30 protein-coding genes are annotated in these 22,929 nt (G+C 67.1%); 18 read left to right on the top strand and 12 right to left on the bottom strand.

Features of this window, described 5'->3' with window-relative positions:
- Positions 1-5: 5 nt before the first annotated feature.
- From rbfA to IG196_RS15205, 4 genes are read left to right on the top strand one after another with little or no spacing between them, the layout of a single operon-like run.
- Positions 6-377 carry a 30S ribosome-binding factor RbfA gene (rbfA, locus tag IG196_RS15220; protein ID WP_101491678.1) on the top strand — a complete coding sequence of 124 codons (372 nt, stop codon included), beginning with the start codon at positions 6-8 and terminating at the stop codon, positions 375-377.
- Between the two features lie 2 nt (positions 378-379).
- The gene (gene truB, locus IG196_RS15215; protein ID WP_192196796.1) at positions 380-1,336 is read left to right on the top strand and encodes a tRNA pseudouridine(55) synthase TruB; all 957 of its coding nucleotides are present in this window, start codon (positions 380-382) and stop codon (positions 1,334-1,336) included.
- On the top strand, positions 1,333-3,171 hold the full coding sequence (gene typA / locus IG196_RS15210; RefSeq protein WP_099789291.1) for a translational GTPase TypA: 1,839 nt from the start codon (positions 1,333-1,335) through the stop codon (positions 3,169-3,171). The genes truB and typA overlap by 4 nt, the downstream gene beginning before the upstream one ends.
- 16 nt (positions 3,172-3,187) lie before the next feature.
- Positions 3,188-4,105 carry a DMT family transporter gene (locus tag IG196_RS15205; protein WP_192196795.1) on the top strand — a complete coding sequence of 306 codons (918 nt, stop codon included), beginning with the start codon at positions 3,188-3,190 and terminating at the stop codon, positions 4,103-4,105.
- A gap of 14 nt (positions 4,106-4,119) precedes the next feature.
- On the opposite strand, the gene IG196_RS15200 is transcribed toward IG196_RS15205, so the two are convergent.
- The 6 genes from IG196_RS15200 to smpB all read right to left on the bottom strand — a co-directional run bounded on the left by IG196_RS15200 (position 4,120) and on the right by smpB (position 7,695).
- Positions 4,120-4,797: a hypothetical protein gene (locus IG196_RS15200; RefSeq protein ID WP_101491675.1), complete on the bottom strand. Its 678-nt coding sequence runs from the start codon at positions 4,795-4,797 to the stop codon at positions 4,120-4,122.
- A gap of 102 nt (positions 4,798-4,899) precedes the next feature.
- Positions 4,900-5,295: an ATP-binding protein gene (locus IG196_RS15195; protein ID WP_101491674.1), complete on the bottom strand. Its 396-nt coding sequence runs from the start codon at positions 5,293-5,295 to the stop codon at positions 4,900-4,902.
- A gap of 77 nt (positions 5,296-5,372) precedes the next feature.
- The gene (locus tag IG196_RS15190; RefSeq protein WP_192196794.1) at positions 5,373-6,197 is read right to left on the bottom strand and encodes an anti-sigma factor family protein; all 825 of its coding nucleotides are present in this window, start codon (positions 6,195-6,197) and stop codon (positions 5,373-5,375) included.
- Between the two features lie 15 nt (positions 6,198-6,212).
- Positions 6,213-6,731 (bottom strand): RNA polymerase sigma factor, encoded by a 519-nt coding sequence (locus IG196_RS15185; protein ID WP_192196793.1) that lies wholly within the window; start codon positions 6,729-6,731, stop codon positions 6,213-6,215.
- A gap of 24 nt (positions 6,732-6,755) precedes the next feature.
- Positions 6,756-7,124, bottom strand: coding sequence for a hypothetical protein (locus tag IG196_RS15180; RefSeq protein WP_192196792.1), 369 nt, complete (start codon positions 7,122-7,124; stop codon positions 6,756-6,758).
- Positions 7,125-7,218: 94 nt separating this feature from the next.
- Entirely contained in the window at positions 7,219-7,695 is a 477-nt protein-coding gene (gene smpB, locus IG196_RS15175; protein WP_042576821.1) for an SsrA-binding protein SmpB, read from the bottom strand.
- A 62-nt stretch (positions 7,696-7,757) separates the two neighbouring features.
- Here smpB and IG196_RS15170 point away from each other — a divergent pair, with 62 nt between their 5' ends.
- Together IG196_RS15170 and IG196_RS15165 are read left to right on the top strand one after the other, a co-directional pair.
- A complete protein-coding gene (locus IG196_RS15170) occupies positions 7,758-8,204 on the top strand; it encodes a type II toxin-antitoxin system RatA family toxin (protein ID WP_101491669.1) in 447 nt (148 codons plus the stop codon).
- Positions 8,204-8,551: an RnfH family protein gene (locus IG196_RS15165; RefSeq protein WP_192196791.1), complete on the top strand. Its 348-nt coding sequence runs from the start codon at positions 8,204-8,206 to the stop codon at positions 8,549-8,551. Before IG196_RS15170 ends, IG196_RS15165 begins: the two co-directional genes overlap by 1 nt.
- 27 nt (positions 8,552-8,578) lie before the next feature.
- On the opposite strand, the gene IG196_RS15160 is transcribed toward IG196_RS15165, so the two are convergent.
- On the bottom strand, positions 8,579-9,094 hold the full coding sequence (locus tag IG196_RS15160; protein WP_192196790.1) for a DUF4124 domain-containing protein: 516 nt from the start codon (positions 9,092-9,094) through the stop codon (positions 8,579-8,581).
- 128 nt (positions 9,095-9,222) lie between these two features.
- Between IG196_RS15160 and guaB the strand changes: the two genes are divergently transcribed.
- The 4 genes from guaB (at position 9,223) to guaA (ending at position 13,077) form a co-directional block, all read left to right on the top strand.
- Positions 9,223-10,692 (top strand): IMP dehydrogenase, encoded by a 1,470-nt coding sequence (gene guaB / locus IG196_RS15155; RefSeq protein ID WP_099789269.1) that lies wholly within the window; start codon positions 9,223-9,225, stop codon positions 10,690-10,692.
- A gap of 77 nt (positions 10,693-10,769) precedes the next feature.
- The gene (locus IG196_RS15150; protein ID WP_192196789.1) at positions 10,770-11,018 is read left to right on the top strand and encodes a type II toxin-antitoxin system Phd/YefM family antitoxin; all 249 of its coding nucleotides are present in this window, start codon (positions 10,770-10,772) and stop codon (positions 11,016-11,018) included.
- Entirely contained in the window at positions 11,015-11,449 is a 435-nt protein-coding gene (locus IG196_RS15145) for a type II toxin-antitoxin system VapC family toxin (protein WP_192196788.1), read from the top strand. The genes IG196_RS15150 and IG196_RS15145 overlap by 4 nt, the downstream gene beginning before the upstream one ends.
- Positions 11,450-11,460: 11 nt before the next feature.
- Positions 11,461-13,077 (top strand): glutamine-hydrolyzing GMP synthase, encoded by a 1,617-nt coding sequence (gene guaA, locus IG196_RS15140; protein WP_192196787.1) that lies wholly within the window; start codon positions 11,461-11,463, stop codon positions 13,075-13,077.
- Between the two features lie 61 nt (positions 13,078-13,138).
- On the opposite strand, the gene IG196_RS15135 is transcribed toward guaA, so the two are convergent.
- Positions 13,139-13,750, bottom strand: coding sequence for a porin family protein (locus IG196_RS15135; protein WP_192196786.1), 612 nt, complete (start codon positions 13,748-13,750; stop codon positions 13,139-13,141).
- 152 nt (positions 13,751-13,902) lie between these two features.
- Here IG196_RS15135 and IG196_RS15130 point away from each other — a divergent pair, with 152 nt between their 5' ends.
- Complete coding sequence (locus IG196_RS15130) at positions 13,903-14,547, top strand: 2'-5' RNA ligase family protein (RefSeq protein WP_318646650.1); 645 nt, start codon at positions 13,903-13,905, stop codon at positions 14,545-14,547.
- Here the strand turns inward: IG196_RS15130 and IG196_RS15125 are convergent.
- Positions 14,544-15,464, bottom strand: a complete 921-nt coding sequence (locus tag IG196_RS15125; protein WP_192196784.1) for a LysR family transcriptional regulator — start codon at positions 15,462-15,464, stop codon at positions 14,544-14,546. The genes IG196_RS15130 and IG196_RS15125 overlap by 4 nt on opposite strands.
- 132 nt (positions 15,465-15,596) lie before the next feature.
- Between IG196_RS15125 and IG196_RS15120 the strand changes: the two genes are divergently transcribed.
- The 7 genes from IG196_RS15120 to IG196_RS15090 all read left to right on the top strand — a co-directional run bounded on the left by IG196_RS15120 (position 15,597) and on the right by IG196_RS15090 (position 20,613).
- Positions 15,597-16,586 (top strand): 2Fe-2S iron-sulfur cluster-binding protein, encoded by a 990-nt coding sequence (locus IG196_RS15120; protein WP_192196783.1) that lies wholly within the window; start codon positions 15,597-15,599, stop codon positions 16,584-16,586.
- Positions 16,587-16,613: 27 nt separating this feature from the next.
- A complete protein-coding gene (locus IG196_RS15115; protein ID WP_099789246.1) occupies positions 16,614-17,873 on the top strand; it encodes an aromatic ring-hydroxylating dioxygenase subunit alpha in 1,260 nt (419 codons plus the stop codon).
- Positions 17,870-18,352, top strand: coding sequence for an aromatic-ring-hydroxylating dioxygenase subunit beta (locus IG196_RS15110; RefSeq protein ID WP_192196782.1), 483 nt, complete (start codon positions 17,870-17,872; stop codon positions 18,350-18,352). Before IG196_RS15115 ends, IG196_RS15110 begins: the two co-directional genes overlap by 4 nt.
- A 9-nt stretch (positions 18,353-18,361) precedes the next feature.
- The gene (locus IG196_RS15105; RefSeq protein ID WP_192196781.1) at positions 18,362-18,730 is read left to right on the top strand and encodes a chorismate mutase; all 369 of its coding nucleotides are present in this window, start codon (positions 18,362-18,364) and stop codon (positions 18,728-18,730) included.
- Positions 18,727-19,692, top strand: a complete 966-nt coding sequence (locus IG196_RS15100) for a Bug family tripartite tricarboxylate transporter substrate binding protein (protein WP_225617053.1) — start codon at positions 18,727-18,729, stop codon at positions 19,690-19,692. Before IG196_RS15105 ends, IG196_RS15100 begins: the two co-directional genes overlap by 4 nt.
- A 22-nt stretch (positions 19,693-19,714) precedes the next feature.
- On the top strand, positions 19,715-20,035 hold the full coding sequence (locus IG196_RS15095) for a non-heme iron oxygenase ferredoxin subunit (protein WP_056580656.1): 321 nt from the start codon (positions 19,715-19,717) through the stop codon (positions 20,033-20,035).
- Between the two features lie 86 nt (positions 20,036-20,121).
- The gene (locus IG196_RS15090) at positions 20,122-20,613 is read left to right on the top strand and encodes a RidA family protein (protein ID WP_192196780.1); all 492 of its coding nucleotides are present in this window, start codon (positions 20,122-20,124) and stop codon (positions 20,611-20,613) included.
- A gap of 9 nt (positions 20,614-20,622) precedes the next feature.
- Here the strand turns inward: IG196_RS15090 and IG196_RS15085 are convergent, their stop codons facing one another.
- From IG196_RS15085 to IG196_RS15075, 3 genes are read right to left on the bottom strand one after another with little or no spacing between them, the layout of a single operon-like run.
- The gene (locus IG196_RS15085; protein WP_192196779.1) at positions 20,623-21,132 is read right to left on the bottom strand and encodes a DinB family protein; all 510 of its coding nucleotides are present in this window, start codon (positions 21,130-21,132) and stop codon (positions 20,623-20,625) included.
- 17 nt (positions 21,133-21,149) lie between these two features.
- Entirely contained in the window at positions 21,150-22,430 is a 1,281-nt protein-coding gene (locus tag IG196_RS15080; protein WP_192196778.1) for an amidohydrolase family protein, read from the bottom strand.
- Positions 22,431-22,457: 27 nt separating this feature from the next.
- Positions 22,458-22,928: a hypothetical protein gene (locus IG196_RS15075; RefSeq protein WP_192196777.1), complete on the bottom strand. Its 471-nt coding sequence runs from the start codon at positions 22,926-22,928 to the stop codon at positions 22,458-22,460.
- Position 22,929: the final 1 nt, after the last annotated feature.

The raw sequence follows: 22,929 nt of genomic DNA, 5'->3' as shown, positions 1-22,929 counted from the left end.
AGTCCATGCCGAAAAGAAAAGCTGCCGCCCCCAACCGCGCGTTCAAGGTTGCCGACCAGATCCAGCGCGATCTGACGGAACTGATCGCGCGCGAGTTGAAGGACCCGCGCGTGGGCATGGTCACGATCCAGGCGGTCGAGGTCACGCCCGACTATGCGCACGCGAAGATCTTCTTCAGCCTGCTCACAGGCGACGTGGCCGAGACCACCGAAGCGCTGAACCAGGCCGCAGGCTTCCTGCGCAACGGCCTGTTCAAGCGCCTGCATATCCACACCGTGCCGACGCTGCACTTCCTGTTCGACCGCACCACCGAGCGTGCGGCCGACATGAATGCGCTCATCGCACAGGCCGTTGCTTCGCGTTCGAAAGACGAATAGCGATGAACGCGCCACGCACACGGGTGCAGCGGCGCCCTGTGCATGGGGTGTTGCTGCTCGACAAGCCGCTGGGGTTTTCCAGCAACCAGGCCTTGCAAAAGGCCAAGTGGTTGCTGCGCGCCGAAAAAGCGGGCCATACCGGCACGCTCGATCCGCTCGCGACAGGCGTGCTGCCGCTTTGTTTCGGCGCCGCCACCAAATTCAGTCAACTGCACCTCGACGCCGACAAGACGTACGAGGCGATTGCGCGCCTGGGCGTCAAGACGTCCACCGGTGACGCCGAGGGCGAGGTGATCGCCGAGCGCCCGGTGCAGGTGTCGCCAGAAGACCTGGCCCGCGTCGAAGCGCTGTTTACAGGCCCGATCCGCCAGGTGCCGCCGATGCACAGTGCGCTCAAGAAAGACGGCAAAGCGCTGTACGAGTACGCACGCGAAGGCATCGAGATCGAGCGCGCGCCGCGCGACGTCGTCATCTACAAGCTCGCGCTGACGCGGCTGGACGACACAAGCATCCGCATCGTTGCGAGCGTGAGCAAGGGCACCTACATTCGCACCCTGGGCGAGGACATCGGCGAGGCACTGGGCTGCGGCGCGCACCTGAGCTTCCTGCGCCGCACGGCCACGGGCGGTTTCGGCGAGGCGCAGTGCGTCACGATCGAGGCGCTCGAAGCCATGACCGAAGACGAGCGCCTGGCACGCCTGTTGCCTGCCGAAGCGCTGGTCGAGGGCCACAGCCGCGTCACGCTCGCCGCCGAAGATGCGGCACGTTTTCTTTCGGGCCTGCGCCGCCGCGGCGGCTGGGCCGATGCCGAAGCGGTGGCCGTGTTCGGCACCGACCCGCAGGCGTTCCTGGGCACCGCCCATGTGAGCGCCGGCGAACTGATCCCGGGGCGCTTGCTGAACCCCATCGAAATTCAGCAAATTCTTTTGAACGCACCACAGACCGAAGCGACACCATGAGTACCAAGCAAATCCGCAATATCGCCATCATTGCCCACGTGGACCATGGCAAGACCACCATGGTCGACCAGCTGCTGCGCCAGTCGGGCACCTTCGCCGAACACGAGAAGGTCGTCGACACGGTGATGGACAACAACGCCATCGAAAAGGAACGTGGCATCACGATCCTGGCCAAGAACTGCGCCGTGACCTGGGAAGGCACGCACATCAACATCGTCGACACCCCGGGCCACGCGGACTTCGGCGGTGAAGTGGAACGCGCGCTGTCGATGGTCGACGGCGTGGTGCTGCTGATCGACGCGCAGGAAGGCCCGATGCCCCAGACGCGTTTCGTGACCAAGAAGGCACTGGCCCTGGGCCTGAAGCCGATCCTGGTCGTGAACAAGGTCGACAAGCCGGGCGCCAACCCCGACAAGGTCGTCAACGCCGCTTTCGACCTGTTCGACAAGCTCGGCGCGACCGACGAACAGCTCGACTTCCCCGTGGTGTACGCCTCGGGCATCAACGGCTGGTCGTCGCTCGAAGAAGGCGCAGCCGGTGAGCAGTGGGGCCCCGACATGTCGGCCCTGTTCAACACCATCCTGAAGCACGTGCCGTCGCAAAAGGGTGACCCGAACGCGCCGCTGCAGCTGCAGATTTCCGCCCTCGACTTCTCGACCTTCGTCGGCCGTATCGGCGTGGGCCGCATCAGCCAGGGCACGCTCAAGCCCATGACCGACGTGCTGGTCATGGAAGGTCCGGACGGCAAGACCGTCAAGGGCCGCGTCAACCAGGTGCTGACCTTCCAGGGCCTGGACCGCGTGCAATCGACCGAAGCCGGCCCCGGCGAAATCGTGCTGATCAACGGCATCACCGACATCGGCATCGGCGTCACCGTGACCGACAAGGACAAGCCTGCGCCGCTGCCCATGCTCAAGGTCGACGAGCCGACCCTGACCATGAACTTCTGCGTGAACACCAGCCCGCTGGCCGGCCGCGAAGGCAAGTTCGTCACCAGCCGCCAGATCTGGGACCGCCTGCAAAAGGAACTGCAGCACAACGTGGCACTGCGCGTGAGCGAGACCGACGAAGAAGGCATCTTCGAAGTCATGGGCCGCGGCGAACTGCACCTGACCATCCTGCTGGAAAACATGCGCCGCGAAGGCTATGAAATGGCCGTGTCGAAGCCGCGCGTGGTGTTCCGCACCGTGAACGGCGAAAAGCACGAGCCCATCGAATTGGTCACGGCCGACATCGAAGAAGGCCACCAGGGCGGCGTGATGCAGGCATTGGGCGAGCGCAAGGGCGAGCTGGTCAACATGGAACCGGACGGCCGCGGTCGCGTGCGCCTGGAGTACCGCATTCCGGCGCGCGGCCTGATCGGCTTCACGAACGAATTCCTGAACCTGACGCGCGGCTCGGGCCTCATCAGCAACATCTTCGACAGCTACGAAGCCCACAAGGGCGAGATCGGCAGCCGCAAGAACGGCGTGCTGATCTCGATGGACGACGGTGAAATCTTCACCTACGCGCTGGGCAAGCTGGACGACCGCGGCCGCATGTTCGTGAAGGCGAACGATCCGGTGTACGAAGGCATGATCGTCGGCATCCACAGCCGCGACAACGACCTCGTGGTGAACGCCACGCGCACCAAGCAGCTGACCAACTTCCGCGTGAGCGGCAAGGAAGACGCGATCAAGATCACGCCCCCGATCGACCTCACGCTCGAATACGGCGTCGAGTTCATCGAGGACGACGAGCTGGTCGAAATCACGCCCAAGAGCGTGCGCCTGCGCAAGCGTTTCCTGAAGGAAAGCGACCGCAAGCGCGCCGGCCGCGACACGTCGAACGGCTGATCGCCTTCGATCGGCCATGCGCCTGACGCACGGCGCCGCAGTCGGGCTGATGGCCGTCGTGACCCTCATGTGGGGCACGGCGGGCGTCGTCACACGGCACCTGGCGCAGGCGCACATTTTCGAGATCACCTTCTGGCGCAGCCTCTTCACGATGCTGGCGCTGCTGGTGATCTTGCCGCTTTGGCGGGGGCGTGCGGTGTTCTCGCAGCTTCGCCGCGGCGGGCAGTCGCTCTGGATCTCGGGCGTCTGCTGGGCCGTGATGTTCACGGCTTTCATGGTGGCGCTGACCCTGACATCGACTGCGAGCGTGCTGGTCACGATGTCGCTCGGGCCGCTCTTTACTGCACTCGCTGCCCGCCTCTTCATCGGGCACAAGCTGCCTGCTCGGACCTGGGCGGCCATCGTGGTCGCCGGGCTGGGCATCGGCTGGATGTACGGCACGCAGCTGCTGGGCGGTGGCGGCGGGTCGCTCGTCGGCACGCTGGTGGCACTGTGCGTGCCGCTGGCCGGCGCGACGCAATGGACTGTGGTCCAGCATGCGCACGCCAAGGGGCGGGAGGTCGACCTCGTGCCCGCGGTGCTGATTGGTGCGACCCTCTCCGCGCTCGTCACCTTGCCGCTGGCCTGGCCGTTCCGTGCCGGGCTGCTTGACCTGGGCTTGCTGGCTTTCCTCGGAGTCTTTCAGCTGGCGATTCCCTGTGTGCTCTCGGTGCTGTGCGCACAGGTGCTCAAGGCGCCCGAGGTGGCGTTGCTCGCGCTGCTCGAGGTGATCTTCGGTATCGCACTGGCCTGGCTGGGCGCCAGCGAGACGCCTGCGGCCAGCGTGCTGACGGGCGGCGTGCTCGTGATCGGGGCGCTGGTGTTCAACGAGTTGCTCGCGCTGCGCGGGCGCCGCACCACGCTGGCGGACAGCGCGCTGCCGGGCGCGCACTGACCCTCCGCTGGCCCTCAGTGGCCGAAGAGGTACCAGCCGATCACGATCACGACGGCCACCACGATCATTCCGAAATTGCGCCAGCTGGCTTGTTGGCTGCGCGCGAACTCTTTGAGCATGTCGGCGGTCTCCTGCTCGTCGGCGGCGACGATCGCCTGAGCCTCGTCGAGGATGCGCCGATGGTCGGCTGCCGTCGCAAAGGCTGGCTCGGCGGCGATACGGGCGCGGAGCGCCTCGAACGGTTCCGTATCGAGCAGACCGTCGGTCACCAGCCAGCCCAGCGTGGGCCCCAGGGCGGCGGGCGCGCCGGTGAGGGGCGCGGCACTCAGCGCCAGGTCGCGGGTCTCGGTGTCGATCAGTCCTTCGTTGAACAGCGCGACCACGGCCTCGTGCGTGATGCCGGTCGTGCCGAGGTCCAGCAGGTCGTCTGCGTCGTAGGCGATGTCTTCCGCTTCGGTGAACGCCGCGACCGCTGGGGATGCGTCTTCGAGGCGCTCCACGGCGGCATCGACTTCTTCCTCGGTGATCAGGTTCTTGAGGCGCATCCAGGCCAGTGCATGCGCGGGGCCGGGAATCGGCGGCAGCGCGGGGGCCTCGGGGTGCGCGAGCGCGGCGTCGTGTTGCGCGTCGGTGATGAGGCCGTGGGACAGGAGCGCCTGGAAGGCATCCGGGTGGGTGTCGGCAAAAGTCATCAGGTCATTCTGCCGTGTGCGCCCATAAAAAAGCCCCGGCGGATGCCGAGGCTTGGGTCGCTGAAAGCGCCGGTTCAGACCGACGCCATCACTTCAGCGGCATCAGGGACGGGCGACTTTCCAGGCACCGTTGGCCACGCCGTCGCCGGTCTTGTCACCGGCCTTGGTGTCCTTGGCCCAGTAGTACAGCGGCCAGCCCTTGTAGGCCCACTGCTTCTTGCCGTCTTCACGCACGACGATGGTGTAGCCGCCCATGGGCTTGGCGGCATCGGCCACGCCGAGCGGGGGCCAGTTGGCGGCGCATTGGGCGTTGCAGGCCGAGGTGCCGGCATTGGCGGTGTCACGGGCGAAGGTGTAGAGCGTCATGCCGTTCGGGCCGACCAGCACGCCGTCGGCGGTGCGGGTGGGCGTGTCGGGCGCTCCAGCGGTCTTGGTGGACATGCCGCCGCAGCCGGCGAGCAGAGCCGCTGCGAGGATCGAGGCGCTGAGCAATTTCATGCAGTTTCTCCTTCAGTTGAAAAATCAATCGCGAAAACAAGCCAGGTGAATGCGCGAACCGGCAGTTTATGCCGTCGCTACGATAACTCGCGGTAGGCCAGAGTCGCGAGTCTCAACAGCGCATCGCGCGGGAGGCGACCGGCCACGGCATAGCCAAAGCCCCGGTCGACCCAGTAAAAGCTCGGCACGGCGCCGTCCGAGGCAAAACGGAAGGCGGTTTCGCGCGAGGCAGCGGCGTCCGCGGCCTGCGCGTCGAGCGTGCCGATGTAGAGCGTGATGCGTTCGCCCGCCGCATCCTCGAACATGAACTGGGCGCGCGCGCCGGTTTCGCCGGGCAGCAGGCGCCCGCCGACCAGCGTGTAGCCGAGCGAGGACAGGTCGGGCACCTTGAGCGGGTGGTCGAGGCGCTTGGACAGCCACTGCACGAGGTGCTGCTGCTCGGCGGCGGCCACTTCGACGGGGTGCCGTTTTTCGGGCGTGTAGACGACGTGGGCCACCGAGGCGTCGCGGACGAACTCGCGCACGGCCGGTGCGCGGGCCAAGGAGGCCCCGGACGCATGCGGCGCGCCCGACCACTGGGCATTGCCGAGCCAGCCGGCCGCGAACGCGATCAGAAGGCCTGCGGCCATGCCGCCCCAGCGCATCCAGGGGGCAGAGCGACCGGGCTCGGCACGACGCCGTTCAAGCACGCCCATCAGCGGCGCAGGCACGGGTTCGTCGAGCAAGCCGCCGTGCAGGCGGCGCAAGGCGTCACGCTGGGCATGCCAGGCCGCCACGCGGGCTGCCACGGCCGGATCGCGCGCGATCGCATCCTCGACCGCTTCACGGCGTTCCGGCGGCAACTGGCCGTCGACCCAGGCGTGCAGCTCGTCGTCGGTAGGGGGCAGGGTGGGGCGGTTCATGGCGAGAGCTTCAAATCACTTGAGGCGGCGCAGGCCAGGGCGGCTGGGCGCGGCGGCGCCGTCCATCAGTTCCTGCAGGCGATGGCGGGCCCGCGAGAGGCGCGACATCACGGTGCCGATCGGGATGCCGAGCACTTTCGCCACCTCGGCGTAGGACAGGTCTTCGAGCGTCACCAGCAACAGCACGGCGCGTTGTTCTTCGGGCAGCTGCATCAGGCAGCGCTGCAGGTCGAGCCCGAGGCCCGGGTCGCGACCCGGATCGGCGCCGCCTTGCAGCAACTCGGGCGCCACGTCGTCCAGCGGCACGACCGCATGCGGCGGCGGCCGGCGCCGCACCTGGCTGGCGAAGAGGTTGTGCATGACCGTGAAGAGCCAGGCGCGCAGGTCGCTGCCCACTACCCAGAGCCGCCACTTGCCGCAGGCGCGCTCGAGCGTGTCCTGCACTAAATCGTCGGCCGCCCAGGCATTGCCCGTGAGCGCGCGCGCATAGCGGCGCAGGCTCGGGATGTGCTCGACCAGCAGGCGGGCGTCCATGGGTGGGCCGGGAGCCTGTCCGTATCAGGGCTTGGCGGTTTTCCAGGTGCCGTTGACGCCGTCGCCGGTCTTGTCGCCCGGCTTGGTGTCCTTCACCCAGTAGTACAGCGGCCAGCCCTTGGCGGCCCATTGCTTCTTGCCGTCGTCGCGCGTGACGATGGTGAAGTCGCCGCTCGGCTTGTCGCTGTCGGCCGCCATGAAGGGCGGCCAGTTGGTGGCGCAGCCGCCGTTGCAGGCCGACTTGCCGTTGCCGGCCGTGTCCTTGTCGAAGGTGTAGAGCGTCATGCCGTTCGCACCGACCAGCGCGCCATCGGCGGCCTTGGGCTGGGCGAATGCGGGGAGGGCGAGCAGTGCGGCGGCGATGCCGACGGAGGCAATACGAAGAGGCGACATGGAAAGACTCCTGGGTTGATGGCATCGACGACCGATGACACCGCACAAACGCCCACAGAGCGCGCTTTATTCCATGCCGCGCAAAAAAGAAGGATCAGCGGCTGCGGCTCTTCATGGCGCGTTCGACCTCGCGCTTGCCTTCTCGGTCCTTGATGGTGTCGCGCTTGTCGTGCTCGGCCTTGCCCTTGGCCAGCGCGATGTCGCATTTGACCTTGCCGGCCTTCCAGTGCAGGTTGAGCGGCACCAGCGTGTAGCCCTTTTGTTCGACCTTGCCGACGAGCCGACGAATCTCTTCCTTGTGCAGCAGCAACTTCTTGGTGCGGATCGAGTCAGGATTGACGTGCGTCGAGGCGCTCTTGAGCGGGTTGATCTGCAGGCCCACGACGTAGAGTTCGCCGTCGCGAATCACCACGTAGCCGTCGGTCAGCTGCACCTTGCCTTCGCGCAGCGATTTGACTTCCCAACCTTCGAGGACCATGCCGGCCTCGAAGCGTTCTTCGAAGAAATAGTTGTAGGCGGCCTTCTTGTTGTCGGCGATGCGGGAGGAGGTGTCTTGTTTCTTGGTGGCCATGGCTCGAGAAGTTGGGGGCGCATGGCTTCAATACAATCCGTCGCGCACGCGGTGCCGATTCTATGAAAACAGTCCACAAGTCCGTCCTCATCTGGTACAGCGCCGAAGAAATGTACGCGCTCGTCACCGATGTGGCGAAGTACCCGCAGTTTTTGCCCTGGTGCGACAAGTCGCGCGTCATCGAGCAGGACGAAGGCGGCATGACCGCCGAAGTCGGCCTCGCCTTTGCCGGGCTGCACCAGAGTTTCACCACCCGCAACACGCACATCCCGGGCCGCGAGGTCCAGCTGAAGCTGGTCGACGGGCCGTTCTCCAACCTCGACGGCACCTGGAAATTCCACCCCGTGGGCGAGCAGGGCGAACGCGCCTGCCGCGTCGAGTTGCAGATGAGCTACGGCTTCGCCAACTTCGCGCTGCAGGCCATGGTGGGGCCGGTGTTCGACACCATCGCATCGAGCCTGGTCGAGGCCTTCGTCAAGCGCGCCGAACAGGTCTACGGCGAAGGCTGATGGCCGATCGCCACATCGAGGTCACGCTGAGCTGTTCGCCGGCGGCGCGCGAGGTGTTCGAGCAGGTCCTGCAGCTCGCGCCCGGCACCGCGGTGAGCGAGGCGGTGAAGGCCAGCGATCTCACGCAGCGCTTTCCCGACCTGGACTGGCGGCACACGATGACGCCCGGTGTCTGGGGCCGCGCGGTAACGTGGGAGCAGCCGCTGAAGGACGGTGACCGCGTCGAGTTGTGCCGGCCGCTCACGGTCGATCCGAAGGTGGCGCGGCGTGAACGTTTTCAGCGCCAGGGCGCCCGTGGCACGGGCTTGTTCGCGAACAAGCGCAAGGGCGGCAAGGACGGCTACTGAGCAGCCTGCACTGGCCGAGTCAGCGGCTTACTTGCAGTCGCTGTCGATGACCGACTGAACCCGCTTCTGCTCGGCCGCGCGCGCAGTGTCGTCCATGATTTCGCGCTCGCCCTTGGCGTTGACCTTGGCAAGGCGGATGCCACTGTCGATCGTGGCCTTGCCTTCGCGTGCGCGGGCGCAGCTCTCGGCCTTGGCCTTGGCGGTCTTCGCCGCTTCGGCCGCTTCCTTGGCCTTCTGCTCGGCCTCGGCCTTCTTGGTCTTTTCTTCGAGTTCCTTGTCCACGCCCGAGGGCTTGGGCGCTGCGGCCTTGGGGGTCGCGGCCGCGTCGCTGCTTCCCTCAGGCGCCGGCGTGACTGGAGCGGGCGCCCGGGCCGACGGCGAAGGGCCGGCGCGGCGCAGGATGTTCTTTTCGGGGATGTCGGTGGGCGGCGGCTGGTCGCTGAAGACCTTCTTGCCGTTGTTGTCGACCCATTGCCATTGCGCGCTCGCCGAGAGCGGCAGCGCGCACGCGCAACCCAATACCAGCCAATGCAGGAAATTCATGCGCGGAGTTTAGCTTTGCCTTACGTTTGGCAACATCCGTAGTGGGCGCTTTTGCAACGGTCAGAAAAAACCCGCGCCGGCGAAGCGGGCGGAGCCCTCGTTACAATCCGTCTTTTGGAGCCTCACCCATGCGCCTTCTAGGCAAAGCGCTCACCTTCGACGACGTGTTGTTGGTGCCAGCATTCTCCCAAGTCCTGCCCAAGGACACGTCCCTCGCCACCAAGTTCTCCCGCAACATCACGTTGAACCTGCCGCTCGTCTCTGCGGCCATGGACACCGTGACCGAAGCCCGCCTCGCGATCGCCATCGCGCAGGAAGGCGGCATCGGGATCGTGCACAAGAACCTCACCGCGCAACAGCAGGCCGCCGAAGTGGCCCGTGTGAAGCGCTACGAGTCGGGTGTTTTGCGAGACCCGGTGGTGATCACGCCGACGCACTCGGTGCGCCAGGTGATGGCACTGTCCGACCAGCTCGGCATCTCGGGTTTCCCGGTGATCGACGCCGGCAAGGTCGTCGGCATCGTCACGGGGCGCGACCTGCGCTTCGAGAACCGTTACGACGTGCCCGTCAGCGAAATCATGACGCAGCGCGACCGGCTCATCACCGTGCCCGACGGCACCACGCTGGCCGAAGCCAAGGCGCTGCTGAACAAGCACAAGCTCGAGCGCCTGCTCGTCATCAACAGCGACTGGGAGCTCAAGGGCCTCATCACTGTCAAGGACATCACCAAGCAGACCAGCTTCCCCAACGCCGCACGCGACGCCAGTGGCCGCCTGCGCGTGGGCGCGGCGGTCGGCGTGGGTGACGGCACCGAAGAGCGTGTCGAAGCCCTGGTGAAGGCCGGCGTCGACGCCATCGTGGTCGACACCGCCCACGGCCACAGCGCCGGCGTGATCGAGCGCGTGCGCTGGGTCAAGAAGAACTACCCGCAGGTCGACGTCATCGGCGGCAACATCGCCACCGGCGACGCCGCGCGCGCGCTGGCCGACGTCGGCGCCGACGCGGTCAAGGTCGGCATCGGCCCGGGCTCCATCTGCACCACCCGCATCGTGGCTGGCGTGGGCGTGCCGCAGATCATGGCGGTCGACAGCGTCGCCACCGCACTGCACGGCACGGGCATTCCGCTGATTTCCGACGGCGGCGTGCGCTACTCGGGCGACATCGCCAAGGCGATTGCCGCCGGCGCCAGCACGGTCATGATGGGCAGCATGTTCGCCGGCACCGAAGAGGCGCCGGGCGAGATCGTGCTGTACCAGGGCCGCAGCTACAAGAGCTACCGCGGCATGGGCTCGATCGGTGCGATGCAGCAGGGCAGTGCCGACCGGTACTTCCAGGAGTCGACCACCGGCAATCCCAACACCGACAAGCTCGTGCCCGAAGGCATCGAAGGCCGCGTGCCCTACAAGGGCTCGATCGTCTCCATCGTCTACCAGATGGCCGGCGGCGTGCGCGCCAGCATGGGCTACTGCGGCTGCGCGACCATCGAGGACATGCAGAACAAGGCCGAGTTCGTCGAGATCACCACGGCCGGCATCCGTGAGAGCCACGTCCACGACGTGCAGATCACCAAGGAAGCGCCGAACTACCGCGCTGAATAAGCTCAATCTGGCCAGACCTTGAAAGTCAGGCCAGATTGAAGCTAGAATTTGGGCCAGATTCAAAATTTCTGGCCCAAATGCAATCCATCGGTATCGCTGAAGCCAAGAACAACTTCTCGGCCCTGATCGACTCGGTCGAAAAGGGCGAAGAGGTTCGCATCACCCGCCACGGCAAGGAAGTCGTGCGCATGCTGCCGGTGCGCCGCAAGCCCGTCATCACCGACGAGCAGATCGCCCGCGAGCTTGGGCAGATCGACGCGCTGCACGCCACCATCCAGCCCGGCCCCACGACCCGCGAGCTCCTGAACGAAGGACGTCAGCCATGACCGCCTTCGTCATAGACGCCTCGGTCACCGCCGCCTGGCTGCTGCCCGACCAGGCCAGCGAACATACCCGCAAGCTCTACGCCGCCATCCGGCGCGACGAAGTCGAACCGCAGGCGCCCAATGCCTGGCAATGGGAGTGCGCCAATATCCTCGCCAACGGCGTGCGCAGCGGCCGCATCCCGGCGTCGGCTGTTGAAGGGCTGTGGAGCGTGCTCGACGCCATCCGCCATCGCGTGGAGCTGCACGACCTTGCGCCGGCCCAGCACAAGGCCGTGCTCGCCGTGGCCATCGACGCGGGCGTCTCGCTCTACGATGCGGGCTATCTCTGGCTCGCCAAGTCGCTCAACCTTCCGCTCGCCACCTTCGACGAGCACCTCATCAAGGCCGCGCCCCAAGCGGGCGTCAAGCTGTTCGACATTTCAACGCTCTGAGTCCTTTCGCCATGCAACACGACAAGATCCTCATCCTCGACTTCGGCTCGCAAGTCACCCAGCTCATCGCACGCCGCGTGCGCGAAGCCCACGTACTCAGCGAAGTGCATCCCTGCGACGTCACCGACGAATGGGTGCGCGAGTACGCGGCCGACGGCCACCTCAAGGGCGTGATCCTCTCGGGCAGCCACGCCAGCGTGTACGAAGAGACCACCGACAAGTGCCCGCAAGCCGTGTTCGACCTCGGCATTCCCGTGCTCGGCATCTGCTACGGCATGCAGACCATGGCCCACCAGCTCGGCGGCAAGGTCGAAGGCGGCCACAAGCGCGAGTTCGGTTTCGCGGCCGTGCGCGCCCACGGCCACACCGCGCTGCTGAAGGACATCGCCGACTTCACCACGCCCGAAGGCCACGGCATGCTCAACGTGTGGATGAGCCACGGCGACAAGGTCACCGAGCTGCCGCCCGGCTTCAAGCTCATGGCCAGCACCGACAGCTGCCCCATCGCCGGCATGGCCGACGAGGTGCGCCGCTACTACGCGCTGCAGTTCCACCCCGAAGTCACGCACACCTTGCAGGGCAAGGCCATCATCGACCGCTTCGTGCTCGGCATCTGCGAAGCCAAGCCCGACTGGGTCATGCGCGACCACATCGCCGAAGCCGTGCAGAAGATCCGCGAACAGGTGGGCGACGAAGAAGTCATCCTCGGCCTGTCGGGCGGTGTCGACTCGAGCGTGGCTGCTGCGCTCATCCACCGCGCCATCGGCGACCAGCTCACCTGCGTGTTCGTCGACCACGGCCTGCTGCGCCTGAACGAAGGCGACATGGTCATGGAGATGTTCGAAGGCAAGCTGCACGCGAAGGTCATTCGCGTCGATGCCAGCGACCTGTTCCTGGGCAAGCTCGCCGGCGTGAGCGACCCCGAAGCCAAGCGCAAGATCATCGGCGGCGAATTCGTCACCGTGTTCAAGCAGGAGGCCGCCAAGCTCAAGGCGGGCGACGGCGGCCACAAGGGCGCCACCTTCCTCGCACAAGGCACGATCTACCCCGACGTCATCGAGTCGGGCGGTGCCAAGAGCAAGAAGGCCGTCACCATCAAGAGCCACCACAACGTGGGCGGCCTGCCCGAACAGCTCGGCCTCAAGCTGCTTGAACCGCTGCGCGACCTGTTCAAGGATGAAGTGCGCGAACTCGGCGTGGCCCTCGGCCTGCCGCCCGAGATGGTGTACCGCCATCCGTTCCCCGGCCCCGGCCTGGGCGTTCGCATCCTCGGCGAAGTGAAGAAGGAATACGCCGACCTGCTGCGCCGCGCCGACGCGATCTTCATTGAAGAGCTGCGCAACTTCAAGGACGAGACCGGCAAGAGCTGGTACGACCTCACGAGCCAGGCCTTCACCGTGTTCCTGCCCGTGAAGAGCGTGGGCGTGATGGGCGACGGCCGCACCTACGACTACGTCGTCGCACTGCGCGCCGTGCAGACCAGCGACTTCATGACCGCCGACTGGGCCGAGCTGCCATACGCGCTGCTCAAGAAGGTGTCGGGCCGGATCATCAACGAAGTGCGCGGCATCAACCGCGTGACTTATGACGTGTCGAGCAAGCCGCCGGCGACGATCGAGTGGGAGTGAACTCCTGAAAAGAAGAAAGGCACCGCAAGGCGCCTTTCTTCTTTGGTGGGTGACCCGATGATCAGAAGTTCGCCTTCAACCCCACCGTGAACATCCCGCCCTTCGCCTGCTTCGACAGCTTGCCGAAGTAGTCGTAGTCGGCCGTGATCGCGAGGTTCTGCGTCATGCGGTACTCGGCGCCGACACCGACCATCACCCCCGTGCTGGTGCCCGAGAGGCGCTGGTTGGCCGGGGCCCAGTTGCTGTCGCCGGAGATGCGTCCGCGTGCGATGCCCAGGCGGCCGTTGACGGCGAAGGCGTCGCCCAGCGGCATGCGGGCGGTGGCGGCTGCGTAGAAGACCTGGCCGGTGCCGGTCTGCAGTTTGGAGCCGCCGTAATTCGAGCTCCATTGGCTCACGCGGCCGAGGCGGGCGTAGCCGGCTTCCACGCCGAAGTGTTCGGTCAGGCGGTAGCCGCCGTACAGCTTGTAGGCGGTGCCGCTCTTGTTGGCCTTCTGGCCGCCCCATGGCACGGGCACGTGGTTCTTCGAGGACGACAGGCTGTAGGCGGAGCGGCCGATGGCGCCGCCGACATACAGCCCGGTGTCCTTGTCGAGACCGGCGGCTTGGGCGCCGATGGCGGCGGTGCCGAGGCAGAGGGCTGCGAGTGCGAGGCGGGCTTGCGTTTTCGTCAAGATGAAATCCTGTTGGTTGATTGATTGATTGATTGAATGCGTGGATGAACGGCGTGTCGTTGTTCGCCTTGCCGCCACCGTCCGACGATTCTCAAAAACCAACCTGAAGGCGAGCTTCGCGTTTGCTGAAGGTCTCATGAAGCCCCCTTGCCATGGGCGATGATCGAGGCATGTCAGCCCAGCTTCTTCTTCCCGGAATCGATCCCCCGCCGCGGCCCCTGCCGCGACCGCGCGGCACCAAGGCACCTCGCAAGGCGCCGCTGCCGCACTCGCTTTTCTTCGCACTGCTTCCCGACACCCAAGACGCCGCGACGATCGCCGCGCTCGGCGAGCGCATGAACTCTCAACACGCCCTGAAGGGCACGGTGGTCGAGGCGCAGCGCCTGCATGTCACGCTGTTCGACCTCGGCGACCACGACCAGGTACCGGCCGACAAGGTGGCCCAAGCGTCGAATGCGGCCGCTGCTGTGCGCGTGCCGGCACTCGAGGTCGTCTTCGAAAAATCCATGAGCTACGCCAAGGGCGCGTTGGTGCTGTGCGCCGACGACGAAGCCAACGTCGCGGCGTTGCGGGAATTCAGGCAACGCCTGGGCGAGGCGCTGGCCGATGTCGGCCTGAAGCCCTCGCGCGCGTTCACGCCGCACATGACCGTCGCCTACGCGCGGCGCAAGCTCGAAAAGCACGCACTCGAAGCGCCCGTGCGGTGGACCGCCCATTCACTGGTGCTCATCGACAGCCACGTGGGCGAGGGCGTGCACGAGGTGCTGGGCCGGTGGCCCGCCGAGGTGGCCGCCTAGGCGCCGTCGTCGTCCGCGAAGGTGTCGAACAGCAGCCCGCGCAGCCACTGGTTGCCTGGGTCGCGGTGCACCTTCGCGTGCCAGAACAGGTTGATCGCGATCTGCGGCAGCGCCACCGGATGCGGGCGCCACACGAGGCCGAAGGGCTCGGCGATGCTGCGGGCCAGGCGCTCGGGCACGGTCGCGATCATTTCGCTCGACTGCAGGATGTGGCCGATGGCCACGAAGTGCGGCACCTTGAGCCGGATGCGGCGCTGGATGCCCTGTGCCGCCATCACGTCGTCGGCCTTGCCGTGGCCCGTGCCGGCGGCCTGCACCTGCACGTGATCGGCCGCGCTGAAGTCTTTCAGTGACACGCTGCGCTTGCGTGCCAGCGGATGCGTGCCGGAAAAAAGGCACACATAGCGCTGCAGGAACAGCCGCCGCTGGAACACGCCCGACTTGAGCTGCGGCAGCAGGCCGATGGCAATGTCGACCTGGCCGGCCTCCAGCTCATCGCGCAGGTTGGTCGCGGTGTTGTTGCGCAGCGTGCTGATGGTCACGCCCGGCGCGGCGGCCGAGAGCCTTTCCATGAGCCGCGGCGTGAAGTAGATCTCGCCGATGTCGGTCATCGCGAGCGTGAAGCTGCGCGTGCTCGTGGCGGGGTCGAACACCACCTGCTGGTTGAGCGCCGTGCGCAGCGCGCCCATGGCGTAGGCCACGGGCTCGGCCAGCTGCAGCGCGAAGGGCGTGGGCTCCATGCCGCGCGCGGTGCGCAGAAAAAGCTCGTCGCCCAGCAGCTTGCGCAGGCGCGCCAGCGCGTTGCTGATGGCCGGCTGCGAGAGGCCCAGCGATGCGGCCACGGCCGACACACGCTTCTCGGCCAGCATGCGGTCGAATACCAGCAGCAGGTTGAGGTCGATGTCCTTGAGTTGCATGGCGCACCTTTATTCACGATGGTGATACAGCCTATTCACCAGATTCTATTGGTCAATTTTCAGGCGCCGCGCATCATCCGTTCCCAGAGACAAGCCGGCCCGCCGCCGGCGCGAGAAAAAGAGAGCCCGACGATGGACCTGCACATTCACCCCCTTGCCCGCACCCTCGAGGTCCGCCCCGGCGCGAACCTGCTCGAGGTGCTGCGCGAGCACCAGGTGCCGGTGTCCTACAGCTGCATGTCGGGGCGCTGCGGCACCTGCCGCTGCAAGGTGGTGTCGGGCCAGCTGCTCGACGGCGGCCAGAACGCGATCCGGCCCGACGGGCAGGGCGAGCGCTACGTGCTGGCCTGCCAGAGCACGCTGACCGAAAGCTGCACCATCGAGATTCCCGAGCCCGACGAGGTGGTGGTGCACCCGGCGCGGGTGCTCAAGGCCACGGTGACGGGCATCGACGTGCTCACGCACGACATCCGCCGCCTGCGCCTCAAGCCCAACAAGCCGCTGGAGTTTTCGCCGGGGCAGTACGCGCAGCTGCAGTTCGGCCCCGAGCTGGCGCGGCCGTATTCGATGGCCGGGCTGAGCCGCGATGCCGAGCTTGAATTTCATGTGCGCCGCGTGCCGGGCGGCCGTGTCACCGCCCACATCTTCGAACAGCTGCGCGTCGGAGACACCGTGCGCGTGAGTGGCCCGCTGGGCACCGCCTACCTGCGCACCAAGCACCGTGGGCCGATGCTCTGCGCGGCGGGCGGCACGGGGCTCGCGCCCATCCTGTCGATCGTGCGCGGCGCGGTCGCGGCGGGGCTGATGCAGCCGATCCATCTCTACCTCGGCGTGCGTTCCGATGCCGACGTGTACGGCCTGCCCGAGCTGCGCGAGTTGCAGGCGCAGCACCCGGGCCTGAAGGTGCACGTGGTGGTGGTCGCCGGCCCCGCGCGCGACGGCCAGCGGCTGGGGCTCATCACCGACGCGATCCGCGCCGACCTGCCTACGGGGCTCGACGGCTGGCGCGCCTACCTCTGCGGTTCGCCGCCGATGGTGGAGGCCGCGAGCCGGCTGGTGCAGGCGCACGGCCTGGCGCCCGAGCAGACACACGCCGATGCCTTCTACCTGCAAGGCACCTGAAGAGCCGACACAAGAAAAGGAGACCCGATGACCACGCAAGCCGTCTTCCCCATCGAGCTGCGCTGGGAGAGCGAAAAGACCAGCCGCATTCCCTTCATGGCCTACACCGACGAGGCGCTGCACAAGAAGGAGCTGCAGCGCTTCTTCTACGACAAGCACTGGTGCTACGTCGGCCTCGAAGCCGAGATCCCGAACCCGGGCGACTTCAAGCGCACCGCCATCGGCGAGCGCTCGGTCATTCTGTCGCGCGACGAGGCCGGCGCCATCCACGTGTTCGAGAACGTCTGCGCCCACCGCGGCATGCAGTTCTGCCGCGAGCGCCACGGCAACAAGAAAGAATTTGTCTGCCCCTACCACCAGTGGAACTACACGCTGAAGGGCGACCTCCAGGGCGTGCCGTTCCGCCGCGGCGTGAAGCAGGACGGCAAGGTGCACGGCGGCATGCCGGCCGACTTCAAGACCGAGGACCATGGGCTCACCAAGCTCAAGGTGGCCTCGCGCGGCGGCGTGGTGTTTGCGTCGTTCGACCACGACATCGAGTCGTTCGAAGACTTTCTCGGCCCCGACATCCTTCACTACTTCGACCGCCTGTTCGACGGCCGCAAGCTCACCATCCTGGGCTACAGCCGCCAGCGCATTCCGGGCAACTGGAAGCTCATGCAGGAGAACATCAAGGACCCGTACCACCCGGGTCTGCTGCACACCTGGTTCGTGACCTTCGGGCTCTGGCGCGCCGACAACAAGTCGGAGCTGAAGATGGACGCGCGCGGCCGCCACGCCGCCATGATCTCCACGCGCGGCAGCGCCGGCAAGGCCGCGCAGGTGACGCAGGTGTCGAGCTTCAAGGAGAGCATGCAGCTCAAAGACCCGCGCTTTCTGGACATCGTGCCCGAGCCCTGGTGGGGCGGGCCGACGGCGGTGATGATGACGCTGTTCCCCAGCCTCATCCTGCAGCAGCAGGTCAACAGCGTGTCGACGCGCCACATCCAGCCCGTGGGCCACGACGCCTTCGATTTCGTCTGGACGCACTTCGGCTTCGAGGACGACACGCCCGAAATGACACAGCGCCGCCTGCGCCAGGCCAACCTGTTCGGCCCCGCTGGCTTCGTGTCGGCCGACGATGGCGAGGTGATCGAGTTCTCGCAGGAAGGCTTCGAGCAGAAGCCGTTTCACCGCACGCTGGCCGAACTCGGCGGGCGCGAGGTAGAGAACACCGACCACATGGTGACCGAGACGCTGATCCGCGGCATGTACCGCTACTGGCGCGAGGTGATGGAGGCCGCATGAACACGCTCGACCCTTCCACCTACCTCGATCTGTCGCGCCTGTATGCGGCGTATGCGCACGCCGTCGATTCGGGCGACTGGGACCTGTGGCCCGCGTTCTTCACCGAAGCGTGCAGCTACCGCCTGCAGCCGCGCGAGAACCACGAGCGCGGCCTGCCGCTGGCCACGCTCTCGTTCGAGAGCCGCGGCATGCTCGAAGACCGCGTCTACGGCATCAAGGAGACGCTGTTCCACGACCCGTACTACCAGCGCCACGTGGTGGGCCTGCCGCTGGTGCACCGCGTCGACGATGACGGCGCCATTCACAGCGAGGCCAACTACGCGGTGTTCCGCACCAAGCTCGACGGGCCCTCGACCGTGTTCAATGTCGGGCGCTACATCGACAAGGTCGTGCCCACGCCCGAAGGCTTGAAGTTCGCGTCGCGCCTCTGTGTGTTCGACAGCGAAATGATCCCGAACTCCATCATTTACCCCATCTGAAACGCAGCCATGCCAGAAAAAGAACCCGAGACCCACGGTGCGCCCCTGCGCCGCTTCACCGACGCGGCCTACGTGCCGCTGTGCGCCAACCTCGCCGAGGTGCGCGGGAACATCGACCGGCTCGATCGCCAGATCGTCGCGCTGCTGGCCGAGCGCGGCCGCTACGTGAAAGATGCGGCGCGCTTCAAGCGCGATGCCTTCCAGGTGTCGGCGCCGCAGCGCCAGCAGGAAGTGATCGACAAGGTGAAGGCGCTGGCCGAGAAGGAGGGCGCCTACCCCGAGGTGGTCGAGGCCGCCTACCGCGCGCTCATCGCGGGCTTCATCGCGCGCGAGCAGCAGGACCATCTGGGCATGGCCGATGTGGAGGTGCAGCCATGACGCGCGCACGCCTCTTCGTCGCCTTCACTGCGATGGCAATGGCCGCGGCCGCCCATGCGCAGGAGTGGCCGCAGCGCCCGGTGCGCATCGTCGTGCCGTTCGCGGCGGGCTCGTCGCCCGATATCCTCGCGCGCATCGTCAACGACAAGCTCGCGGCGCGCATCGGCCAGCCGCTCATCGTCGAGAACAAGCCCGGCGCGGGCGGCAACAGCGGCACCGACATGGTCTCGAAGGCGCAGCCCGACGGCTACACCTTCCTGCTGTCGGTGAACGCACCGCTGGTCTACAACACCATCCTCTACAAGAACCTGCCGTACGACCCGTTCAAGGACCTCATGCCCGTGTCGCTGGCCGCGACCACGCCGAACGTCTGCGCGGTCTCGAACTCGATGGGCGTCGATTCGGTCAAGGGCTGGCTCGCCGCCATGAAGAAGAACCCCGGCAAGTTCAACTTCGCCTCGACCGGCAACGGCTCGATCTCGCACCTGGGCGTGGAGCTCATCAAGGCCAAGACGCAGTCGTTCGCGGTGCACATTCCGTACGCGTCGTCGGGCCAGGCCGTGACCGCCATCGTGCAGGGCGACGTGCAATACGCCTGCCTGCCGCCGGTCACAGTGATGCCGCAGGCCAAGGCCGGCCGCATCAAGGCGCTGGCCGTCACCTCGGCCGAGCGTTCGGCGCTGCTGCCCGACCTGCCCACGCTGCGCGAATCGGGCCTGCCCGACATTCAGGCCGTGCCATGGTTCGCCTACATGGTGCCCAAGGGCACGCCGAACGACGTGGTGCAGCGCATGAGCCGCGAGATCGCAGCCGCGCTGAAAGACCCCGAAACAGTCAAGCGCCTGCAGACCGCGTACTTCGACCCTGTGGGCAGCACGCCCGAAGGCTTGTCGAAGTTCATGGACGAGGAATTGCGCCGCTGGAAGCCGGTGATCGACCGCGCGGGCCTCAAGCCCGATTGAGAGAAAAAGAGGACACCCCACGATGAGCACGATGACCTGGGTCGACGCCGCGGCGGTCGACGACGTTCCCGCCGACGACGTGGTCGGCATCGAGGTGCAGGGGCGCGACATCGCGCTGTACGGCACCGACGACGGCATCCACGCCACCGACAACATCTGCACGCACGGCCACGCGCGGCTGTGCGACGGTTTTCTCGAAGGCCACGAGATCGAATGCCCGCTGCACCAGGGCCGCTTCGATGTGCGCAGCGGCAAGGCGATGTGCGCGCCGCTCACCGAAGACCTGCGCACCTACCCGGTGAAGATCGAGGGCGGGCGGGTGTTCCTGGCGTTCGAGGGCTGAACTGTTCTGCCTCCGGCGGGGGCCATCTGTCTCTGTTCGCACGGGACCGGTTGGCGACAATCGAGGCCCGTTTTCCTGGACATCCGATGACAGAACCACACAGCCGCGACCAGATCGCTGACCACATCGCCGCCGAACTGGGCCACAGCTTCGACGGCGAGATCCTGGCCGGCGGCCACTACGTGCCGCTGGTGCGCGATGGCCGCACCGTCTACCTCAGCGGCCAGGTGCCGCGCGTGGGCACCACCGTGGTCGTCACCGGTCGCGTGGGCGATGCGGTGTCGCTCGACACCGCGCGCGAAGGCGCCCAGATCTGCGCACTGCGCAGCCTCGCACTGCTGCGCCGGGCGCTCGGCTCGCTCGATGCGGTCGAGAAGGTGCTGCGCGTCGGCGTGTTCGTGCAGTGCACGGCCGACTTCACGCAGCAGAGCGAGGTGGCCGATGCCGCGTCCGACCTGTTGCACCGCGTGTTCGGCGAGGCCGGCGTGCATGTGCGCACGGCGGTCGGCGTCTATGCGCTGCCGAAGAATGCGACGGTCGAGGTCGAGATGACGGTCGCGACCGCCCACGCGGCCTGAGCCTGCGGGTCAGCCGCGTTCGCGGCGCGCAGGTTCGCTGCGGTGCAGGTGCACCGCCAGCGTGTCGCGCGGCGGGCGCACCGCGCATTGCGCCAGCAGCCGGCCGGCTTCGCCCCGGTGGTAGCCGTTGTGCGTCACGACGTGCGCCAGCATCTCTTCGCGCGTCATGCAGCCCTTGTCACCATCGGTGAAAACGAAGGGCACCGACTCGGCCAGCAGCGCCGGCGTGAGGGTGTCCAGGTACGCGAGGTACCAGCGGTCGGACTCGGCCACGGCCGCGCGCAGGTCGGGCAGCGCGGGTGTTTCGGGCGTGTTGTCGTCGGTGAAGCCGTGCGGCGTGCCCGTGAGATGGCCCGCGAAGATCCGGTTCACCACATGCGCATGGTTGACCACGCGGATCGCGGCATGGCGGGCATCCGCGTGCTGCACGGGGTCGAGGCTGGCCATGCGGTCCAGCAGTTCGTCGTTGGCCCACGCGTGGTACTGGAACAGCGTGCGCAGCAGGGGTGGGGCACTCATGTCCGAACTCCTTCGACTCAATGTTCGCCGAGCATCCAGCGCGTGCGGTCCCCGCGCCCCGGCAGGTGCAGCGCGGCGGTGGCCGCGGGCGTCTCGGCCAGCAGCCGGCCCTTGCGGAACACCTTGAGCCGCGTCGCGCGCAGGCGGATGGCCTCGACCGGGTCGCGCGCCTGCAGCAGCACGAAGCTGGCATCGCAGCCGGCTTCGAGGCCGTAGCCGTCCAGGTGCATCACGCGCGCCGCGCGCGTCGTCACGGCCTCGAAACATTGGTGGATGCCGGCCTGGCCGGTCATCTGCGCCACGTGCAGGCCCATGTGGGCCACCTCGAGCATGTCGCCCGAGCCCATGCCGTACCACGGGTCCATCACGCAGTCGTGGCCGAAGGCGACGTTCACGCCGGCCGCCAGCAGCTCGGGCACGCGCGTCATGCCGCGGCGCTTGGGGTAGCTGTCGTGGCGGCCCTGCAGCGTGATGTTGATGAGCGGGTTCGACACCACGCTCACGCCGCTCTCGGCGATGAGCGGCAGCAGCTTGCTCACGTAGTAGTTGTCCATCGAGTGCATCGACGTGCAGTGCGAGCCCGTCACGCGGCCCTGCAGGCCCAGGCGCAGCGTCTCGGCGGCCAGGGTCTCGATGTGGCGCGAGAGCGGGTCGTCCGATTCGTCGCAGTGCATGTCGACCAGCTTGCCGCGCTCGGCGGCCAGCTCGCACAGCAGCTTCACGCTGGCGGCGCCGTCGGCCATGGTGCGCTCGAAATGCGGAATGCCGCCGACCACGTCCACGTCCTTGTCGAGCGCGCGCGTGAGGTTGTCGACGCCACCCGGCGAGCGCAGCACGCCGTCTTGTGGAAACGCGACCAGCTGCAGGTCGATGTACGGCGCCACCTGGCGCTTCACCTCGAGCAGCGCATCGACTGCGAGCAGGCTGGGGTCGCTCGTGTCCACGTGCGAGCGGATCGCCAGCAGGCCCTTGGCCACGGCCCAGTCGCAGTACGCGAGGGCGCGTTCGATGAGTGCATCGGCCGTGAGCAGCGGCTTGAGCTCGCCCCACAGCGCGATGCCTTCGAGCAGCGTGCCGCTCTGGTTGACGCGCGGCTGGCCGTAGCTCAGCGTGGCGTCCATGTGGAAGTGCGGGTCGACGAAATGCGGCGTGAGCAGCAGGCCTTGGGCGTCGAGCGTCTCGTGCGCGGGCGCGGCGAAGCCGGGCGTGACCTCTGCGATGCGGCCGTCCTGCACGGCGACCGACATGCCGGTGCGGCCGTCGGGGAGGGTGGCGTTGGTGATGAGGAGGTCGAGCATCGGTGGGGTGTCTTTTTTGAGGGGCGTTCAGCGCGTGCGCTGCGCGCGGAAGCGGTACTGTCCAGCCGCCGGCCCGACCTCGATGGTCACGCGGCGCAGCTTGTCGTCGTGGCCCGCGTCGGCCTTGGCGGTTACCACGATGCCGCGCGGCGTGGCGCGGCAGGTGAGGTCGCTCAGTGAAATCTCCGCGTGGTCGTTGTCGAGTTCGGCGATGGCGGTCGTGTGCACGGCGTACAGGCTGTAGTTGCGGTCGGCCTCGCCGCGCGCCATCCACTGCACGTAGAGAAACGATTGCGCGAAGGCTTCGGCGTGGACCACGCGGTAGGTGCCGTGGTGGTCGGGGCCCCAGGTGCCGCAGGTCTGTACCCAGGTGACGGCGTCGTGTGTGGCGAAGCGCTCGGCGCCGTAGTCGGCACCGAGTGCATGGGCGCCGCTGCCGGCCATGGCGAGCAGCGTGGCGGCCAGCAGGCGACGGAGGCGGTGCAGCGTCTTCGGCATG

It is taken from the genome of Variovorax sp. 38R (assembly GCF_014843395.1).
Lineage (GTDB): Bacteria > Pseudomonadota > Gammaproteobacteria > Burkholderiales > Burkholderiaceae_C > Variovorax > Variovorax paradoxus_H.
The sequence above is the reverse complement of the archived record's forward strand: the minus strand, read 5'-3'. Positions and strand labels throughout refer to the sequence as shown.

Bases quoted from the DNA above. Each gene is read 5' to 3' on its own strand.
- IG196_RS15090 (WP_192196780.1), top strand. From the start codon at position 20,122: ATGACAGAACCACACAGCCGCGACCAGATCGCTGACCACATCGCCGCC.
- IG196_RS15145 (WP_192196788.1), top strand. From the start codon at position 11,015: ATGACCGCCTTCGTCATAGACGCCTCGGTCACCGCCGCCTGGCTGCTG.
- typA (WP_099789291.1), top strand. From the start codon at position 1,333: ATGAGTACCAAGCAAATCCGCAATATCGCCATCATTGCCCACGTGGAC.
- IG196_RS15110 (WP_192196782.1), top strand. From the start codon at position 17,870: ATGAACACGCTCGACCCTTCCACCTACCTCGATCTGTCGCGCCTGTAT.
- IG196_RS15150 (WP_192196789.1), top strand. From the start codon at position 10,770: ATGCAATCCATCGGTATCGCTGAAGCCAAGAACAACTTCTCGGCCCTG.
- IG196_RS15085 (WP_192196779.1), bottom strand. From the start codon at position 21,132: ATGAGTGCCCCACCCCTGCTGCGCACGCTGTTCCAGTACCACGCGTGG.
- IG196_RS15195 (WP_101491674.1), bottom strand. From the start codon at position 5,295: ATGAAATTGCTCAGCGCCTCGATCCTCGCAGCGGCTCTGCTCGCCGGC.
- IG196_RS15185 (WP_192196793.1), bottom strand. From the start codon at position 6,731: ATGGACGCCCGCCTGCTGGTCGAGCACATCCCGAGCCTGCGCCGCTAT.
- IG196_RS15130 (WP_318646650.1), top strand. From the start codon at position 13,903: ATGGGCGATGATCGAGGCATGTCAGCCCAGCTTCTTCTTCCCGGAATC.
- IG196_RS15165 (WP_192196791.1), top strand. From the start codon at position 8,204: ATGGCCGATCGCCACATCGAGGTCACGCTGAGCTGTTCGCCGGCGGCG.
- rbfA (WP_101491678.1), top strand. From the start codon at position 6: ATGCCGAAAAGAAAAGCTGCCGCCCCCAACCGCGCGTTCAAGGTTGCC.
- guaA (WP_192196787.1), top strand. From the start codon at position 11,461: ATGCAACACGACAAGATCCTCATCCTCGACTTCGGCTCGCAAGTCACC.
- IG196_RS15080 (WP_192196778.1), bottom strand. From the start codon at position 22,430: ATGCTCGACCTCCTCATCACCAACGCCACCCTCCCCGACGGCCGCACC.
- IG196_RS15160 (WP_192196790.1), bottom strand. From the start codon at position 9,094: ATGAATTTCCTGCATTGGCTGGTATTGGGTTGCGCGTGCGCGCTGCCG.
- IG196_RS15115 (WP_099789246.1), top strand. From the start codon at position 16,614: ATGACCACGCAAGCCGTCTTCCCCATCGAGCTGCGCTGGGAGAGCGAA.
- guaB (WP_099789269.1), top strand. From the start codon at position 9,223: ATGCGCCTTCTAGGCAAAGCGCTCACCTTCGACGACGTGTTGTTGGTG.
- smpB (WP_042576821.1), bottom strand. From the start codon at position 7,695: ATGGCCACCAAGAAACAAGACACCTCCTCCCGCATCGCCGACAACAAG.
- IG196_RS15180 (WP_192196792.1), bottom strand. From the start codon at position 7,124: ATGTCGCCTCTTCGTATTGCCTCCGTCGGCATCGCCGCCGCACTGCTC.
- IG196_RS15170 (WP_101491669.1), top strand. From the start codon at position 7,758: ATGAAAACAGTCCACAAGTCCGTCCTCATCTGGTACAGCGCCGAAGAA.
- IG196_RS15100 (WP_225617053.1), top strand. From the start codon at position 18,727: ATGACGCGCGCACGCCTCTTCGTCGCCTTCACTGCGATGGCAATGGCC.
- truB (WP_192196796.1), top strand. From the start codon at position 380: ATGAACGCGCCACGCACACGGGTGCAGCGGCGCCCTGTGCATGGGGTG.
- IG196_RS15205 (WP_192196795.1), top strand. From the start codon at position 3,188: ATGCGCCTGACGCACGGCGCCGCAGTCGGGCTGATGGCCGTCGTGACC.
- IG196_RS15190 (WP_192196794.1), bottom strand. From the start codon at position 6,197: ATGAACCGCCCCACCCTGCCCCCTACCGACGACGAGCTGCACGCCTGG.
- IG196_RS15095 (WP_056580656.1), top strand. From the start codon at position 19,715: ATGAGCACGATGACCTGGGTCGACGCCGCGGCGGTCGACGACGTTCCC.
- IG196_RS15120 (WP_192196783.1), top strand. From the start codon at position 15,597: ATGGACCTGCACATTCACCCCCTTGCCCGCACCCTCGAGGTCCGCCCC.
- IG196_RS15125 (WP_192196784.1), bottom strand. From the start codon at position 15,464: ATGCAACTCAAGGACATCGACCTCAACCTGCTGCTGGTATTCGACCGC.
- IG196_RS15200 (WP_101491675.1), bottom strand. From the start codon at position 4,797: ATGACTTTTGCCGACACCCACCCGGATGCCTTCCAGGCGCTCCTGTCC.
- IG196_RS15105 (WP_192196781.1), top strand. From the start codon at position 18,362: ATGCCAGAAAAAGAACCCGAGACCCACGGTGCGCCCCTGCGCCGCTTC.
- IG196_RS15075 (WP_192196777.1), bottom strand. From the start codon at position 22,928: ATGCCGAAGACGCTGCACCGCCTCCGTCGCCTGCTGGCCGCCACGCTG.